At 68.8% G+C, this 16,302-nt stretch carries 17 protein-coding genes; 4 read left to right on the forward strand and 13 right to left on the reverse strand.

Going from position 1 to position 16,302, the window contains the following annotated elements; all coding sequences use genetic code 11:
- Positions 1-40 precede the first annotated feature (40 nt).
- The 4 genes from ACFFBG_RS04575 to ACFFBG_RS04590 form a co-directional block, all read right to left on the reverse strand.
- Complete coding sequence (locus ACFFBG_RS04575) at positions 41-1,060, reverse strand: adenosine deaminase (RefSeq protein ID WP_375476021.1); 1,020 nt, start codon at positions 1,058-1,060, stop codon at positions 41-43.
- Positions 1,057-2,271: an MFS transporter gene (locus ACFFBG_RS04580; RefSeq protein ID WP_375476267.1), complete on the reverse strand. Its 1,215-nt coding sequence runs from the start codon at positions 2,269-2,271 to the stop codon at positions 1,057-1,059. Before ACFFBG_RS04580 ends, ACFFBG_RS04575 begins: the two co-directional genes overlap by 4 nt.
- Positions 2,272-2,327: 56 nt before the next feature.
- Positions 2,328-2,501, reverse strand: coding sequence for a hypothetical protein (locus ACFFBG_RS04585; RefSeq protein WP_375476023.1), 174 nt, complete (start codon positions 2,499-2,501; stop codon positions 2,328-2,330).
- 323 nt (positions 2,502-2,824) lie between these two features.
- Positions 2,825-3,166 (reverse strand): helix-turn-helix domain-containing protein, encoded by a 342-nt coding sequence (locus ACFFBG_RS04590; protein WP_375476025.1) that lies wholly within the window; start codon positions 3,164-3,166, stop codon positions 2,825-2,827.
- 182 nt (positions 3,167-3,348) lie between these two features.
- Between ACFFBG_RS04590 and ACFFBG_RS04595 the strand changes: the two genes are divergently transcribed.
- Positions 3,349-4,431: a type III PLP-dependent enzyme gene (locus tag ACFFBG_RS04595; RefSeq protein WP_375476027.1), complete on the forward strand. Its 1,083-nt coding sequence runs from the start codon at positions 3,349-3,351 to the stop codon at positions 4,429-4,431.
- Positions 4,428-5,309: an EamA family transporter gene (locus tag ACFFBG_RS04600; protein ID WP_375476029.1), complete on the forward strand. Its 882-nt coding sequence runs from the start codon at positions 4,428-4,430 to the stop codon at positions 5,307-5,309. Before ACFFBG_RS04595 ends, ACFFBG_RS04600 begins: the two co-directional genes overlap by 4 nt.
- 16 nt (positions 5,310-5,325) lie before the next feature.
- Here ACFFBG_RS04600 and ACFFBG_RS04605 read toward each other — a convergent pair whose 3' ends face one another.
- The 3 genes from ACFFBG_RS04605 to ACFFBG_RS04615 form a co-directional block, all read right to left on the reverse strand.
- Complete coding sequence (locus ACFFBG_RS04605; RefSeq protein ID WP_375476031.1) at positions 5,326-5,865, reverse strand: hypothetical protein; 540 nt, start codon at positions 5,863-5,865, stop codon at positions 5,326-5,328.
- Positions 5,866-5,875: 10 nt separating this feature from the next.
- Complete coding sequence (locus ACFFBG_RS04610) at positions 5,876-6,409, reverse strand: hypothetical protein (RefSeq protein WP_375476033.1); 534 nt, start codon at positions 6,407-6,409, stop codon at positions 5,876-5,878.
- Between the two features lie 64 nt (positions 6,410-6,473).
- Positions 6,474-7,835, reverse strand: coding sequence for a hypothetical protein (locus ACFFBG_RS04615; protein WP_375476035.1), 1,362 nt, complete (start codon positions 7,833-7,835; stop codon positions 6,474-6,476).
- 310 nt (positions 7,836-8,145) lie between these two features.
- Here ACFFBG_RS04615 and ACFFBG_RS04620 point away from each other — a divergent pair, with 310 nt between their 5' ends.
- On the forward strand, positions 8,146-8,487 hold the full coding sequence (locus tag ACFFBG_RS04620) for a helix-turn-helix domain-containing protein (RefSeq protein ID WP_375476037.1): 342 nt from the start codon (positions 8,146-8,148) through the stop codon (positions 8,485-8,487).
- A 101-nt stretch (positions 8,488-8,588) separates the two neighbouring features.
- On the opposite strand, the gene uvrA is transcribed toward ACFFBG_RS04620, so the two are convergent.
- The 6 genes from uvrA to ACFFBG_RS04650 form a co-directional block, all read right to left on the reverse strand.
- On the reverse strand, positions 8,589-11,492 hold the full coding sequence (uvrA, locus tag ACFFBG_RS04625) for an excinuclease ABC subunit UvrA (RefSeq protein ID WP_375476039.1): 2,904 nt from the start codon (positions 11,490-11,492) through the stop codon (positions 8,589-8,591).
- A gap of 71 nt (positions 11,493-11,563) precedes the next feature.
- The gene (locus ACFFBG_RS04630; protein ID WP_375476041.1) at positions 11,564-11,938 is read right to left on the reverse strand and encodes a type II toxin-antitoxin system death-on-curing family toxin; all 375 of its coding nucleotides are present in this window, start codon (positions 11,936-11,938) and stop codon (positions 11,564-11,566) included.
- A 13-nt stretch (positions 11,939-11,951) separates the two neighbouring features.
- Positions 11,952-12,149 carry a CopG family transcriptional regulator gene (locus ACFFBG_RS04635; protein ID WP_375476269.1) on the reverse strand — a complete coding sequence of 66 codons (198 nt, stop codon included), beginning with the start codon at positions 12,147-12,149 and terminating at the stop codon, positions 11,952-11,954.
- A 58-nt stretch (positions 12,150-12,207) separates the two neighbouring features.
- Positions 12,208-12,885 carry a uracil-DNA glycosylase gene (locus tag ACFFBG_RS04640; protein ID WP_375476043.1) on the reverse strand — a complete coding sequence of 226 codons (678 nt, stop codon included), beginning with the start codon at positions 12,883-12,885 and terminating at the stop codon, positions 12,208-12,210.
- Positions 12,886-13,018: 133 nt separating this feature from the next.
- The gene (locus ACFFBG_RS04645) at positions 13,019-14,776 is read right to left on the reverse strand and encodes a proline--tRNA ligase (RefSeq protein ID WP_375476045.1); all 1,758 of its coding nucleotides are present in this window, start codon (positions 14,774-14,776) and stop codon (positions 13,019-13,021) included.
- Between the two features lie 9 nt (positions 14,777-14,785).
- Complete coding sequence (locus ACFFBG_RS04650) at positions 14,786-15,289, reverse strand: GNAT family N-acetyltransferase (RefSeq protein ID WP_375476047.1); 504 nt, start codon at positions 15,287-15,289, stop codon at positions 14,786-14,788.
- 117 nt (positions 15,290-15,406) lie between these two features.
- Here ACFFBG_RS04650 and ACFFBG_RS04655 point away from each other — a divergent pair, with 117 nt between their 5' ends.
- Positions 15,407-16,285, forward strand: coding sequence for a serine protein kinase RIO (locus ACFFBG_RS04655; protein ID WP_375476049.1), 879 nt, complete (start codon positions 15,407-15,409; stop codon positions 16,283-16,285).
- Positions 16,286-16,302 lie beyond the last annotated feature (17 nt).

A 16,302-nucleotide genomic window follows, 5' to 3' on the forward strand; every position in this document is an offset into this window, starting at 1 on the left:
CTGTGGCGCCAGGACGTCCCGGAGGCGAGAGGTCAGTCGCCTAGCGGGCGTAGTCGTCGATCTCGGCGAGCAGCGCCGTCTTGCCGGCCGAGCCGAGAAAAGACTGGTGGACGCCGGCGCGGGCGAGGTCCGCGACGCCGGCGCGGTCAAGGCCGAGCAGCGCGGCTGCGACCGCGTACTCGCGGTTGAGCGTCGTGGAGAACATCGGCGGGTCGTCGGAGTTGATCGACACCGGCACCCCGGCGGCGACGATCGCGGCCAACGGGTGTTCGGCCAACGACGGGACAGATCGGGTGCGGACGTTCGACGTCGGGCAGACCTCGAGCGGGATGCCGCTGGTCGCGAGGTGCTCGAGCAACCGCGGGTCTCGGACGGCGGCGATGCCGTGCCCGATCCGCTCGGCTTTGAGATGCTTCAAGGCGTCCCAAATCGTCTCGGGACCGGTGGATTCGCCGGCGTGCGGGACGCTGTGCAGGCCCTCGGCGATCGCGGCGGCGAAGTGCGGCGCGAACTGCTCGCGCGAGACGCCGAGTTCCGGGCCGCCCAGGCCGAAGCTGATCAGCCCGTCCGGGCGCTGCCGGCGGGCGATGTCCAGCGTGACGTCGGCGGCGGGCAAGCCGGCCTCTCCGGGGATGTCGAAGGACCACACGAGCTGCACGCCGAAGTCCGCGGCGGCCCGGCGGCGGGCGTCCTCGACGGCGTCGCAGAACGCCTCGGCGGGGATGCCGCGGGCGACCGAGGAGTACGGCGTCAACGTCAACTCGGCGTACCGGACGGTCTGCGCGGCCAGCTCGCGGGCGATTTCGTAGGTGAGGGTCCAGATGTCCTCGGCGTCGCGCAGCAGGTCGACGACGGACAGGTAGACCGTGACGAAGTGCGCGAAGTCGGTGAACGTGAAGTAATCGGCGAGCAGCGCCTCATCGGCGGGCACCGGCGTGCTGCCGGCGTGCCGGGCGGCGAGTTCGGCGACGATCCGCGGCGACGCCGAGCCGACGTGGTGCACGTGCAACTCGGCCTTGGGCAGTCCGGCGATGAAGGTCTCGAGGTCAGATTCAGTCACGAGGTGACCCTGGCACGCTCACCGGTCCGCCCAGGGACGGGGCCGCCGACACCGCCGCCGCGCGAGGTGAACGCCGCGCCGGCGGCGGCTGCGGCGAGGCCGACGCAACCGGCGACCACGAATCCGCCATGCCAGCCGAAGCGGTCGATCGCGAAGCCGGCGATCGGCGCGCCGAGCGCGCCACCCGCGGTCATCGCCGAGCCGTGCCAGCCGAGCGCCTCGCCGCGCACCCGCTCGGGCACTGCCCGGGACAGGGCGTCGACCGTCGCGGTCAGCGTGGGGGCGCAGAAGAACCCCGCGACGATCAGCAGGGCGCCGAACAGCAGCGGCTCGGTCGCCACCACGACCGGGATCGTGGCGGCGGCCAGCAATGCCAGCAGCAGCGCGACCGGCAGCGTGTGGCGGATGGCGCCGTAGAGCAGGCCGCCGAGCGCCGAGCCGAGGCCCCACAGCGTGAGCTCCCAGCCGATCCAGGGCTGGTGGTGCATGGCACGCAGCGCCGCGACGATGCCGACGTCGGTGGCGGTCAACACCAACACCGCGGCCGCGCTCATGGCGAGCAGCACGAGCACCCGCGCCCGCAGCCAACTGCGGACCGGCACCCGTTCCTCGGCGTGCGCCGACGCGACGTCCTGCGCGGCCCGCAGCGGCGGATTGCCGAGCCAGAGCACGAGGCCGCCGGCCAACGACAGGTACTCGCAGGTGAACAACGCCGCCGGCGTCGTCCAATAGGTCGCAAGCAGTACGCCGAGCGCCGGGCCGACCATGAACGAGAGCTCGACGACCACGGAGTCGACAGATAGCGCGGACTTGCGGTGCTCGTCGGGCACCGCGTGCATCAACGCCTGGCGGACGATCGAGAACGACGGCAGCAGGAACAGCATCGCCAGCGAGGCGAGCGCCATCAGCGGCCAGTAGCCGACGAAGGGCGCGACCGCCCAGCACGCGAACCCGACGATCAGCGATGGGGCGACCGCTCGGCGCAGGCCGAGCCGGTCGAGCCGGCGCCCGCGCCACGGGTTGCTGATGCTGGCCGCGCAGGTGCCGACGCCGACCAGCAGGCCGGCGGCGCCGTAGGACCGGTGCAGATGCGTGACGACGTGCAGCGTGAGGACGACGTTGCCCGCCCACATGGGCACCCGGACGAGCAGTCCGAGCAGGAGCACCCGCCGCACATCGGGGATGGCGAGGATCGCCTGGTACGTCCGCATGCCCACGTTCGACAGCCTGTCACGCGAGCACGACAGATTTGGACCGCGGATCAGCGTCAGACAGCCGTCCGGACTAGACGAAGTTCGCGATCGGTCAGTGTCCGCAGCCGGTCGAGCAACACCGGGTATGTCACCCACAATTCGTCGGCGGCACGGCGCAGGTCATAGGTCATGACCGCCTCGACGAGCGAGACGAGGTCTGGGAGCAAGTAGTGCGCAGTTGCTCGCACAACCTGCCGTTCGATGTGTGGGAGCAACGTTTTGCACGGCTGTCCGCGGTCGAGGTGCTCGCACTCGTGGGCGACGGCACACCGAGCTTGAACTTGCGTCAGGTCGCGGTTGAGCAGCACCGCGGTCGGGCGCCCTCGTTTCCAGCGTGTCTCGGCGTGCAGGAATGGCGAGTCGAAACGGCTTCGGACGACATGTACGGCGGGCCAGTCGGTTCCGATCCGGGCCCACGGATTCGGCGAACGCATCGCGGCAACCTACGAGACGCCCCTGACAACAGTCAGACGTTGTCCACAGGCTCTCCGCATCGTCCGGCCGAGGTCGGTCAGGACGGCTTGTCTGCTGCTGGTCCCGTGTCGTCTGGCGGTGGTCCGGCAGGTTCGGTGGAACGCAGTGCCGCGCGTTCGGTGTAGGTCGCCGACTCCGACGCCAGCTGCTGCTCCAGCTGGGCGACGATCTTCGACAGCGGCACGCCGAGCGCCAGCGCGACTTGACGAAGTTCGAGCAGGTCGAGTCGTCGCTCGCCGATCTCGTACTTGCTCACGAAGGACTGCGGCACACCGAGCCGCTCGGCGACATCCACCTGTCGAAGGCCAATCTGCTCGCGAGTCTCGCGAAGCAGACGGGACAGGGCCACCTGCTCGGTCGAGTAGATCGCCTTGTCCACATAGCAACCTCAGGGGCCGCTAGGCGCGTATCCCAAAATCGGATACAGTCCTCTCCGCCTCGGCCACGCGCCGGATGGCGACGCGGCGGACGGCCACGCGTCAAGTTTGTGACCCACCAGAGGGTCCACCCGGGGGGGCATTGGCGATGCGGAAACCGATGACACCGGCTACTGGATCCCGCGTGCCGAAGACGCCATTTTTCACGATCAAGCGGTCAGCGCTTCACGATGGGTTGCGCGCGTTCCGGGAAGCGATTCCCGGTGTCGAAGTTTACTTTGCCGTCAAGGCAAACCCCGAACCTGTCGTCCTTTCGACGCTTGCCGCCGCTGGTGCGTGCTTCGAGGTGGCGTCGGTCTACGAGATGAACGTCCTCGATGGGCTCGGCATCACCACAGCGCACATGGCGTACGGCACCGCCGTGAAGCCGTCGGCGCACATTCGGGATGCCCATTCAGCTGGTATTCGAGTGATGTCGGCCGACTCCATCGCCGAGGTGGATAAGATTGCCGACCTCGCGCCCAACGCATCGGTGTTCATTCGTGTCCGAGTGGATGACTCGCGGTCAACATTTGCCTTTGGGGAGAAGTTCGGGGCAGAAGTTGCTGACGCTTACGCGCTTGCTTCCTATGTCCGTTCGCGCGGTCTGCAATGCCGAGGACTTAGCTTCCATGTCGGCTCTCAATCGGTACGACCCTCAGCATGGGCAGCTGCAATCGACCTCGTCCGTCCGATTTATGACAAGTTCGAAGCCGAAGGGCACCCGCTGCCCTGGCTCAACATCGGTGGTGGCTTTCCTTGCCAGTATGAGGGCCCCGCCGTGCCAACCATCGAAGAGATCGGCGCGGAGATAACCCGAGCTCTTGATGAGCTCCGACCGGTTCGTCTCCTTGCCGAACCGGGACGCTTCCTTGCCGCGCCCGCTGCGACCCTCACTGCAAGCGTCGTCGGCCGCTCTGAACGAGGCGGCTCTCACTGGCTCTTCCTCGACGCCGGTTGCTACAACGGTCTCTTCGAAGCAATGTCGTACCAAGGTCGCACCCAGTACCCGGTTGCCTCGCTGGACCCTGCGAGCTCCAACCAGACACTGCTGTTCAACGTGGCTGGACCGACTGGCGACTCCGCCGACGTGATTGCTCGCGACGTGCGCTTGCCCGCAAACATCCAAGAAGGCGGGCGCCTCTTGTTCTCGAAGGTGGGCGCATACACCATGTCTCTGTCTGTTCCGTTCAACGGGTTCCCGCGACCTGAGCTCGTCGTTGAATGAGTCCATACCTCACCGCAGTGCTAGGTGGACTGCTCGGAATGTTCGGCTGGGGCTTCGCAGATTTCTGCGCCAAGGTCGCCGTCAACGCGATGGAAGAACTCACTGCCCTTGTGTGGGGCCACCTGCTTGCCACCGCCGTACTTCTCGTCGCAGCCGCGTTTGCGTGGAACACAACCGCTGGCAGTGGTCGAACTGGCGGAACCAGCGGCCTTGCTGCCTTGGTCGGGCTAGGAGTGCTGCAGGGCATCATTTACATGTTGCTCTACCGGGGATTCGGCCAAGGTGACGTAGCCCCGTTGAGCCCAGTCTTCGCATCCTTCTCGGGCGTCGTCGCCGTTGTCTCGATTCTCTTCCTGGGCGAGCACACCACCCCGCTCCGCACGGCCGTCCTGATTCTGCTGTTCGCGGGGGTCCTGCTGCTCGGCGCGTCCGACGGCGTTCCCCTCATTCGGGGAGTCGGCAGGGCCGCTGGCTTCCGGCCCGTCGCGCTCGCCGCCGTCCTCGCCGCCGCATGGACGCTGTGCTGGTCGCATGTGGTCGACGGGCACAACACGCTCGTTTGCGCTGCCGTGATGTACGCCGCGATGACCTCGTTCTTCGTCGGCGTCGCGGCCATCAAGGACGTTCCGCTACGAGTTCCGCCTCATTCAGGACTCCCCTTGGCTGGCATCGCTCTTGGTGAAGCGGCTGCGTACGCGGGCATCTCCTGGGGATACGGCGCAGGCACAAGCGTCAGCATCGTGGCGTTGCTCAGCGGAGCTTTCTCGCTGCCGACCATTGCGCTTGCTGCTGCCTTCCTGAGGGAGCGGTTGGGTCACCGTGCGTTGTTGGGCGCAGTCCTCGTCGTCGCATGCAGTGCCGCGCTAGCAATCCAGTAGTTCGGCCTCGATTGTCTTATCCGCCTAACGCAAGCGAAACGATCCTCCGTGCCTCGGCAGGTGACGGCGGCAAGAACACACCCGCGGCGGAATCGCGGCGCGGTCCGACGGTCATCCATATGCTCAGACATTCCTGATGCCGATCCCCGAGCGCGGTGAGGTTCGCACCCTCGCCGATCGCCCACGCGTGCTCCTCGATGGTCCAGGCCATCCACTCGGCGAAGGCCTGGGCTATCGCGGCCTGCTGGTGTGTGTAGAAGAGCTGGTCCAAGGCCTTTGCCATCTCGAAGACGATCACCTTGCGCCAGCCGTCAGGTGTCGTTCCGGAGAAGCCGTCGACGACGCTGACGCCAGCGACGAGATCGCCGAGGCATGCCTGCGGTGAGAAGCCGGCGTTGTAGAGGCCAGCGTGCGTGGTGAAATACGTTCGCGCCAGATCGGCGTCTCGGGCGTCGAGTTGGCTGATCAGCAGTGGCCGGGTCGACTGGCCGTCCTGGGTGACGGGCTGGCGCCCGTAAATGGCGTCGACGTCGGGGTCGTCGTAGATGTCGGCCATGTCGGATCGCCTAGTACCAGCGTCGGCGCACGACGGTGGCTGCGCTATAGGCGCTGACTGCCAGGCTCGCCATGGCGATCAGGCAGCCGCCGCTGCTGGCGCTGGCCGCGCCGGCGGCAGGCGCGCCGTTGGGTCGTCGGGCGAAGTCGTTGCGAAGTGCGGACAGCACGTCACCGCCGGGGTCGGCGACGATCCGGTCCAGCGCCTGCTCGGTTTGGCTGCGAACGAGGCCGAGGGCTTTGACGACGCGGGGGTCGTCCATGCTGTCCGGCGTCGGGTCGGGTATGGCCAGGGCGATCAGGTTAACGAAGCTGTCGATCTTCTCGCGGATGTGGACGTTGTCTGCGTTGTACATCCGGGTGAACAGGTCGATCGCGCCGTAGCGTTCGGCCGTCGGGCCGAGGAAGCTGCGGCTCAGCAGCCGGGCCAGCAGCTGCGAGGTGTCGTCGATCGCCTCGTCGGACGTCTGGCAGTCGATGCTGATCAGCAGCTTGCGGGCGGCGGCCCGCAGCAGATCCTCGGCGTCCCAGTCGTTGGTCGTCATGCGCTCCCCGAAGGCGATGCGGAAGGTTGGTTGATTCGTCGGCCGGCTAGGCGGAGCTGCCTGGTCAGTGGTGCCGTCGTTTGCGCACGGTCACCCGGATCGTGCGGGAGTGGGCCGCGGTCAGGGTCTGGGTGGCTTTGACGGAGAGCCGGAAGCGGTATTTGCCGTGTTTGGCGAGCTTCCGGGAGATGATGAAGCCGTAGGTTCGCGTGCCGTTGGGCAGCCGCTGCTTCTTGATCACGCCGTGGGATGTGGTGCGGTGCCAGTGGCCGTGGCTGTAGCGCTGGAGGTAGACGGTCTGGCCTTTGCGCGCTGGGTTCAGGGTGCCGTAGAAGCGGACGGCGTGTTTGGCCCGAATCCTGTTGTGGTTGGCCTTGGCGAGGGTGAAGACCGGCGCGACGGTGACCGTCATGGTGTTGCTGGTGGCACTGCGGTGGCTGCTGTCGCCGGCGTAGGTCCAGTAGTAGGCGGTGGTTCGGGTCATGCGGGGGTCGTACTCGGCGAAGCCGTTGCTGTTGGTGCTCAGCGTGACGAGCTTGGCGAAAGGGGCGCTGTGGCCGGCTCGGGCGTAGAGATTGATCCGGTCGTCGCTGAGCTTTTCGCCGGTGCGGCTGTCGGTGAGGACGCCGAGCACCTCGGTGCGGGTGCCGTAGGCGGCGGTGTCAGGTCCGTCGGCGAACAGCGTCGAGTCGTCGGGCTGGCCCGGCGGCTGGTCATCGCAATCCGGGATGTTGCTGCTGCCGGTGGCCTTGACGTCGTAGGACGGACTGGGGCCGTTGACCTGGACGGTGGCGAAGCCGAGGCTGTCGGGTGTGGTGATCGGGTTGCCGGTGTAGTCGCCGTTGGTGTCGACAGTGCCGTCGTTGTTGTCGCGGTAGGCGGTGTTGCCGGCCTCGATCACGGCGGTGCCGACAGTGCTGCCGGGGGTCATGCCGCTGCCGGAGACGGTGATGACGACGTCGTCGTTGGGGGTGCAGCTGATGGTGGCGGTGGCCTGTCCGGTTGGCGGCGTGGTCTGGCAGGCGGTGAAGCTGCCGTCGCCGACGTTCTCGTGCGGGTCGCTGACGACGGGGCCTTGGATGTAGCCGGTCATGGTGGTCTGGCCGGCGGTGATCGGGACATCGGTGACGGTGTAGTCGTAGCTGCCGTCGGAGCCGGTGTCGCTGGCGGGGCTGCCCTTGGGGTTGTTGGGGTTGCCGTCGCCGACGGCATGGCCGTTTCGCAGGCTGCTGGGATGTGAGGAGACGCCGCTGATCTCGACAGTGGCAGTCAGGTCGGGGCAGTCGGTGGTGACGGTGACCGTGCTCGGGGTGTCGGCGTCGGCGGCTGATGGCAGCGCCAGTCCGCTGATGACAATCGCCGCCGCGATCAGACCGATGGTGGCGCGGCGGCGTACGGCTGAGCGCGGCGCGGAGTGGTGGCGCATGAAGTCCCCTCCCAGGGCGTGCGTGTGCTGGGCCTCTGCGGCGTCGTTGTCAGCCGCTGGCGTTAGCGTGCGTGGTCACACGGACGGTCGGCGTTCGGCAACTCTGAGCCGCCGATGCCGGCGATGCCGGCAGCCTGAATCGCCACGCGGTCTGCTGTAGACGCCCGGACTCATCGTGATCCACCCATCCCCCGCTGGCGTCGTCTGTCGGGTCGCAACCTTGACGCGCGACGGTCGGCGCTTCTAGACGACGCCGAGGCACTGTATCCGATTTTGGGATACACGCCTAGCGGCCTTTGAGGTTTGCCATGTGGACAAGGCGATCTACTCGACCGAGCAGGTGGCCCTATCCCGTCTGCTTCGCCAGTTGCGCGAGCAGACCGGACTCAGGCAGGTCGACGTGGCCGAGCGCCTGGGCGTGCCGCAGTCCTTCGTGAGCAAGTACGAGAGCGGCGAGCGACGCCTAGACCTGCTCGAGCTACGCCAAGTCGCCTTGGCCCTCGAAGTGCCCGTGTCCGACGTGGTCGCCATGCTGGAGAAGCAGCTGGCCTCCGAATCGCACACCTACACCGAACGCGCGGCACTGCGTTCCACCGAACCAGCCGGACCACCGCCAGACGACACAGGACCAGCAGCAGACAAGCCGTCCTGACCAACCCCAGCGATACACAACGACCCCGCCACCCGCGCCACCCACACCCTGGCCAGCCTGCCGCCACACGACGCGAACCGCGCCCACCAGGATCGCGGGCGTCAGGCGCTTCGGGCGACGCGCGGTTTGCCGCGCCGCGCGGCGCGGGCGGCGCGGCGCGGCGCCGGCTCGAGCAGCGGGGCCAGGTAGCGGCCGGTGTGCGAGCCGGCCACCTGCACGACGTCCTCGGGCGTGCCGGTCGCGACGACGTCGCCGCCGCCGGACCCGCCCTCCGGACCCATGTCGATCAGCCAGTCCGCCGTCTTGATCACGTCGAGGTTGTGCTCGATCACGATCACCGAATTCCCCTTGTCCACCAGCGAATGCAATACGCCGAGCAGCTTGCGGACGTCCTCGAAGTGCAGGCCGGTGGTCGGCTCGTCGAGGACGTACACCGTCCGGCCCGTCGAGCGCTTCTGCAGCTCTGCCGCCAACTTGACCCGCTGCGCCTCCCCGCCGGACAGCGTTGGCGCGGGTTGGCCGAGGCGCACGTAGCCCAGGCCGACGTCGACCAGGGTGTCCAGGTGCCGCGCGATTCGGGTGATCGGCGCGAAGAACTCCGCGGCCTCCTCGATCGGCATCTCGAGCACTTCGCTGATCGTCTTGCCCTTGTAATGCACCTCGAGGGTCTCGCGGTTGTACCGCGCGCCCTTGCAGACCTCGCACGGGACGTAGACGTCGGGCAGGAAGTTCATCTCGATCTTGATGGTGCCGTCGCCCGCGCAGTTCTCGCAGCGGCCGCCCTTGACGTTGAAGGAGAACCGGCCCTGCTGGTAGCCGCGGATCTTCGCCTCGGTGGTCTCCGAGAAGAGCTTGCGGATGTGATCGAACACGCCGGTGTACGTCGCCGGGTTCGAGCGAGGGGTGCGGCCGATCGGCGACTGGTCGACGCCGACCACCTTGTCGACCTGCTCGACCCCGCGGACCCGCTTGTGCCGGCCCGGCGGCAGCTTCGCGCCGTTGATCTTGTTGGCGAGCGAGGCGTAGAGGATGTCGTTGACCAGGCTGGACTTGCCCGAGCCGCTCACTCCCGTCACCGCGACGAAGCAGCCGAGCGGGAACGCGACGTCGACGTTCTTCAGGTTGTGCTCGCGGGCGCCCTCGACGACGAGCTCGCGGCCGCGCTGCGGGGGGCGGCGCATGGCCGGCACCTCGATCGAGCGGCGGCCGGACAGGTAGGCCCCGGTGATCGACTCCTCGGACGCGCGCAGATCCTCGAGGGTTCCGCTGACGACCACCCGGCCGCCGTGCTCGCCGGCGTGCGGGCCGATGTCGACGATCCAGTCCGCGGTGCGGATGGTGTCCTCGTCGTGCTCGACGACGATCAGCGTGTTGCCCAGCTTCTTGAGCCGGACGAGCGTCTCGATCAGCCGCTGGTTGTCGCGCTGGTGCAGCCCGATGGACGGCTCGTCCAGCACGTACAGCACGCCGACCAGCCCGGAGCCGATCTGGGTGGCGAGCCGGATGCGCTGCGCCTCGCCGCCGGCGAGCGTCGCCGCTGCCCGGTCCAACGAGAGATAGTGCAGGCCGACGTCGACGAGGAAGCCCAACCGGGCGTTGATCTCCTTGAGCACCCGCTCGCCGATCATCGCGTCGCGGTCGTTCAGCACGAGATCGGCCAGCCACCGCGCGGCGTCGCCGATCGACAGCCCGGACACCTCCGCGATCGAGCGGCCTTCGACGGTGACGGCCAGGATCTCCGGCTTCAGCCGGGTGCCGCGGCATGCGGGACACGGGACCTCGCGCATGAAGCCCTCGTACTTCTCCCGCGACCAGTCGCTCTCCGTCTCCGCGTAGCGCCGCTCGATCCACGGCACAACGCCCTCGTAATTGGCGTAGTACGAGCGGTCGCGGCCGTAGCGGTTGCGGTAGCTGACGTGCACCTGCTCGCCGAGCCCGTGCAGCACCGCCTTCTGCGCCCGGGCCGGCAGCTTCTCCCACGGCGTGCGAACGTCGAAGCCGACCGAGTCGGCGACGCCCTCCAGCAGCCGGAGGAAGTACTCGCTGGTCTGCCCGGTCGCCCACGGCGCGACCGCGCCGTCGCGCAGGCTGAGCTCAGGGTCCGGGACGAGCAGCTCGGGGTCGACCTCTTTGCGGGTGCCGAGGCCGGTGCAGTCGGCGCATGCGCCGAACGGCGAGTTGAACGAGAACGAGCGCGGCTCGAGCTCGTCGATCGCGAGCGGGTGGTCGTTCGGGCACGCGAGCCGCTCGGAGTACCGCCGCTCGCGGTGTGGATCGTCGTCTGGCAGATCGACGAAGTCGAGGATCACCACGCCGCCGGCGAGCCCGAGCGCCGTCTCGATGGAGTCGGTGATCCGCTGCTTGCTGGCCGGTTTGACGGCGAGCCGGTCGACGACCGCCTCGATCGTGTGCTTCTCCTGCTTCTTCAGCTTCGGCGGCTCGGTCAGCGGGTGCACGACGCCGTCGATGCGGACGCGGGCGTAGCCCTTGACCTGCAGATCGCCGAGCAGGTCGACGTACTCGCCCTTGCGCTCGCGGATGACCGGCGCCAGCACTTGGAATCGGGTGCCTTCGGCCATCTCGAGGACCCGGTCGACGATCTGCTGCGGGGTCTGCTTGGCGATCAGCTCGCCGCAGACCGGGCAGTGCGGACGGCCGATACGCGCCCAGAGCAGCCGCAGGTAGTCATACACCTCGGTGATCGTGCCGACCGTGGAGCGCGGGTTCTTCGACGTGGACTTCTGGTCGATCGAGACCGCCGGCGACAGGCCCTCGATGAAGTCGACGTCCGGCTTGTCCATCTGGCCGAGGAACTGCCGGGCGTAGGCCGACAGCGACTCGACGTAGCGGCGCTGGCCTTCCGCGAAGATCGTGTCGAAGGCGAGGCTCGACTTGCCCGAGCCGGACAGTCCGGTGAAGACGATCAGCGAGTCCCGAGGAAGGTCCAGGCTGACGTCCTTGAGGTTGTGCTCGCGGGCGCCGCGCACGATCAGACGGTCGTTCACAAGCTCACTCTCGTTTGTCGATCGGTGACCCGTCGACCCTAATGAAGAGCTACGACATGGTGGGCGTGTCGTCAGCGACGCGGGCGGGTCCAGCCCGCCAGTGCCTCAGCGATTTCGCCGACCTCCGCATTCCCGGTCGCGGTGGCGATGACGAGGTCGTAGGCAGGATCGTCAGGCGCGTCGAGTTCTATCCCGTTTGCCCAGTAGAACGCGCCGGCGGCCAGCCACGCCACGCGCTTGTTTCCGTCGATGAACGCGTGGTTGCGGGCGAGCGAATGCAACAGCGCCGCGGCCTTGGTGTGCAGATCCGAATAGGCGTCCTGGCCGAACACTGTCGTCATCGGGCGTGCGACGGCGGACTCGACGAGCCCCATGTCGCGCGGCCGGGGCTCACCGATGCGCGCAGCGAGATACAGAACGTCTTCGAGCCCGAGGTACCGCGTCACTGGGCTACTTGGTTCATTGAGCAAGTCGGTCGAGCAAACTTTCGTACCGCTGCACCGCGTGGTCGGCCCACTGCGCGACGTCGCCAGCCACCGTCACCCGTTCGACCTGGCTCTCGATCGCGCGGACGACGGCCTCCTGCTTGCTGATGCGCTGCGCGTCCGCGAGGCGTTCCAGCATCGCGTCCTGGTCGTCGGTGAGGCGCAAGGTCATAGCCACGTGATCCACGATACCGCGGTGATACCACCATTATTGCTGCCGACACGTGCGGTCAGCCGAGGCGCCAGTCGACCGGCTCGGCGCCCTGCTCGGCCAGCAGCGCGTTCGCCCGGCTGAACGGCCGGGAGCCGAAGAAGCCATTCGCCGCGGACAGCGGGCTCGGATGCGCCGACTTGATCGCTGGCGTGGACCCGAGCATCGGCTGCAGCGTTTGCGCGTCGCGACCCCAGAGGATCACGACGAGTGGCGCCTCACGGGCGACCAGCGCTCGAATCGCCTGCTCGGTCACCGGCTCCCAGCCCTTGCCGCGGTGCGATGCCGACACCCCGGGCGCGACGGTGAGCACCCGGTTCAACAACAGCACCCCGTGCTCGGCCCACGCGGTCAGGTCGCCGTGCTGGGCCGGCGGAATGCCGAGGTCGTCCTGCAGCTCGCGGTAGATATTCGCCAGGCTGCGCGGGATCGGCCGCACGTGCCGCTCGACGGCGAAGGACAGCCCGATCGGATGGCCGGGCGTCGGGTACGGATCCTGGCCGACGATCAGCACCCGGACCTGATCGAACGGCTGGCTGAAGGCCCGCAATACGTGCTCGCCGGCAGGCAGGTAGGACCGGCCGGCCGCGATCTCGCGGCGCAGGAAGTCGCCCATCTCGGTCACCTGCCCGGCGACCGGCGCCAACGCCTCGGCCCAGCCCGGCTCGACGATCTCGGCGAGCGGACGGCCGGGCACCCGCAGAACCTAGCGCGGCGGCCGCCGGAACACGGCGTGGACCTCCTCGAGCACTCGAAGTCGTGGGTCTCGGCGGCGACCTCCGCCGCGAAGATCGGCGAGCGCCAGGATCCTTAAGGCGCGGTCGTCGGCGTCACCGTGCGCCGCGTATCGCGACCAGCGTCTGATCGCGCGCCTCGGCCACCGGGACGTCCCACCGCTCGCCCGAACGCCGGTCGCGCACCTCGATCGTGCCGTCGGCCAGGCCTTTGCCGACGATCACGATCGTCGGGACGCCGAGCAGTTCCGCGTCCTTGAACTTCACCCCGGGTGAGACACCGCGGCGGTCGTCGTAGAGCACGCGCACGCCGCCGCTCTCGAGCTCGGCGGCGAGGGTCTCGGCGGCGTCGAACACCGTGGCGTCCTTGCCGGTCGCGACGATGTGCACGTCCGCCGGCGCGACCGAGCGCGGCCAGCACAGGCCCTTCTCGTCGAGGGTCTGCTCGGCGATCGCGGCGACCGCGCGGGTCACCCCGACGCCATAGGACCCCATCGTCACGGTGACCGGTTTGCCGTCGGGGCCGAGCGCCTGCAGCCCGAACGCCTCGGTGAACTTCCGGCCCAGCTGGAAGACGTGGCCCAGCTCGATGCCGCGCGCGATCTGCAGCGGCGAGCCGCAGCGCGCGCACCGGTCGCCGTCGCGGATCTCGACCGCGCCGATCTCGCCGTCCGGCGTGAAATCCCGGCCGCGGACGACGTACGCGGCGTGCTTGCCGGCCACGTTCGCGCCGGTGACCCAGGCGCTGCCCTCGACCACGAGCGGATCGACGAGGTAACGCACCTTCGCCTTCGCCAGCGCCTGCGGGCCGATGTAACCCTTGATCAGCGCCGGCTGCGTGGCAAGGTCGTCGGGTCCGGCCTGCTCGACCTCCACCGGCTCCAGCTGGCCGCCGATGCGCTTGAGGTCCACGTCGCGGTCGCCGGGGACCCCGACGACCAGCAGCTCCCAGCCGGCCGCGCCGGGCGCGCGGGTGCGCAGCACGACGTTCTTGAGCGTGTCGGCAGCGGTGGCCCCGCTGAGCTCGCCGCCGAGTTCGCGCAGCCGCGCCACGAGCGTGTCGATCGTCGGCGTGTCCGGGGTGTCGAGCACCTGTTGCGCCGGGTGGGTCTGCGGGTCGGACGGCGCCGGCGCGGCGATCTCGACCGCCTCGGTGTTCGCCGCGTAATCGCAGTTGGTGCACTGGACGAAGGTGTCCTCGCCCGACTCGGCCGGCCCGAGGAACTCCTCCGACGCCGAGCCGCCCATCGCGCCGGACACCGCGAAGACGATCTTGTACGTCATCCCCAGCCGGGTGAAGATCCGCTCGTAGGCGTCGCGATGCGCGCGATAGGAGGTCTCCAGGCCGGCGTCGGACAGGTCGAAGGAGTAGGAGTCCTTCATGATGAACTCGCGGCCGCGCAGGATGCCGGCGCGCGGGCGCGCCTCGTCGCGATACTTCGTCTGGATCTGGTACAGCGCGAGCGGATAGTCCTTGTAGGAGGAGTACTCGCCCTTGACCAGCAGCGTGAACAGCTCCTCGTGGGTGGGTCCGAGCAGGTAGCCCGCGCCCTTGCGGTCGGCGACCTTGAACAGCGTGTCGCCGTAGTCGGCCCACCTGCCGCTCGCCTCGAAGATCTCCCGCGGGATCAGCGCCGGGAAATGCACCTCTTGCGAGCCGATCGCGTTCATCTCCTCGCGCACGATCTTCTCGATGTTGGCGAGGACAGCCAGCCCCAACGGCAGCCATGAGTAGATGCCGGGCGCGAGCCGGCGGACGTAGCCGCCGCGGACCAGCAGCTTGTGGCTCGGCACCTCGGCGTCGGCGGGGTCGTCGCGCAGAGTGCGCAGAAACAGGGTCGACAGTCGGAGCACGAGGTCAGGCTAGTGCGCCGTGTCGCCGGTCAAGTCGAGGTGCATGACGTGCAGTCCGACGTAGCCGTGCGCAGAGCTGCGAAACGCCCCCGGCACCGTCCCGACGATCTGGAAGCCGAGCTGCCGCCACAGCCGGACCGCCGCCGTGTTCGTCTCGACGACCGCGTTGAACTGCACGGCGCGAAAGCCGGCCGCCCGCGCCCACGCGATCATGTCCGTGCCAAGCGTGCGGCCGGCGCCGCGGCCGGCGTGGGCCGGGTCGACCATGAAGCTGGCCGTCGCGACGTGCGAGCCGCGGCCCGGACGGTTCTCGCCCATCGTTGCCGACCCGAGCACGACGTCGCCGTCGACGGCCACGACGGTGCGCCCCGGCGGCTCGCGCATCCACACCAGGCGCGCCTCGTCCGAGGTGAGGCCGTCCGGGTACGCGTACGTCTCCCCCGCCGCCACGATCGCGCGGAAGAACGGGTAGACGCGTGGCCAATCGTCGTCTGTCGTAACGCGGATCTGCACGGCACGGCAGTCTGCCGCCCGCGCCGCGGATAATGAGTTGCGGGGTGTGCGAGCGTCGATGTCGATCAGCCGCTGGCCGCGGCCCCGACGCAGGAGGTGCCCGGATGTCCATCGTCGTTGCCCGGGTGCGCCGCTCGTCCACCCGCCGCTTGCGCTGAGCTCCGCCGCGGGGCTCGTGCCCCTCGTCCAGGAGCTCTTCCAGTGCGTCTGTCCGACGACCCGTACGACGAACCACCGTTCTCCACCTGGGACGGCGCCCAGCACGGGCCCGACCCGAGGCCCGACTGGGTCGTGACCGACCTGGCCGCGCTCGACACCGAACTCGGCGTCCTCAAGACCGGCAAGGAAGCCGACGTCCACCTCGTCGAGCGCGGCCTGCCTGGCGGCCCGAGCTGCCTGCTCGCCGCGAAGCGCTACCGCACCAGCGAGCATCGGATGTTCTCCCGAGACGCCGGCTATCAAGAGGGTCGGCGCACCCGCCGCAGCCGGGACAGCCGGGCGATGGCCCGGCGCACCGAGTACGGCCGCGACCTGCTCGCCGGCAAGTGGGCGGGCGCTGAGTTCGCGGCGCTGACGACGCTGTGGCAGGCGGGCGCGCCGGTCCCCTATCCGGTTCAACTACTCGGTCGCGAGCTGATGCTCGAGTTCATCGGCGACCCGGACGGCGCAGCGGCGCCGCGTCTGGCGCAGTGCCGGCCGGGCCCGGCCGAGCTCGCCGACCTGTTCGAGCAGTGCGTCGACGCGATGCGGCTGCTCGCCCGCGCCGGCTACGCCCACGGCGACCTGTCGCCCTACAACGCGCTGGTGCACCACGGCCGGCTGGTGCTGATCGACGTCCCGCAGATCGTCGACCTGGTCGCCAACCCGCAGGGCCCGGCGTTCCTCGAGCGGGACTGCGCCAACATCTGCAAGTGGTTCGCCGCCCGCGGGCTGCGCAGCCTCGAGTACGACGAGCTGTTCGGCGACCTCATGGCGGAGGCGGTCGCGCGCTGGTGACCCGGTTACAGTCGGTC

The sequence above is a fragment of the uncultured Jatrophihabitans sp. genome (assembly GCF_964251945.1).
Taxonomy (GTDB): domain Bacteria; phylum Actinomycetota; class Actinomycetes; order Mycobacteriales; family Jatrophihabitantaceae; genus Jatrophihabitans.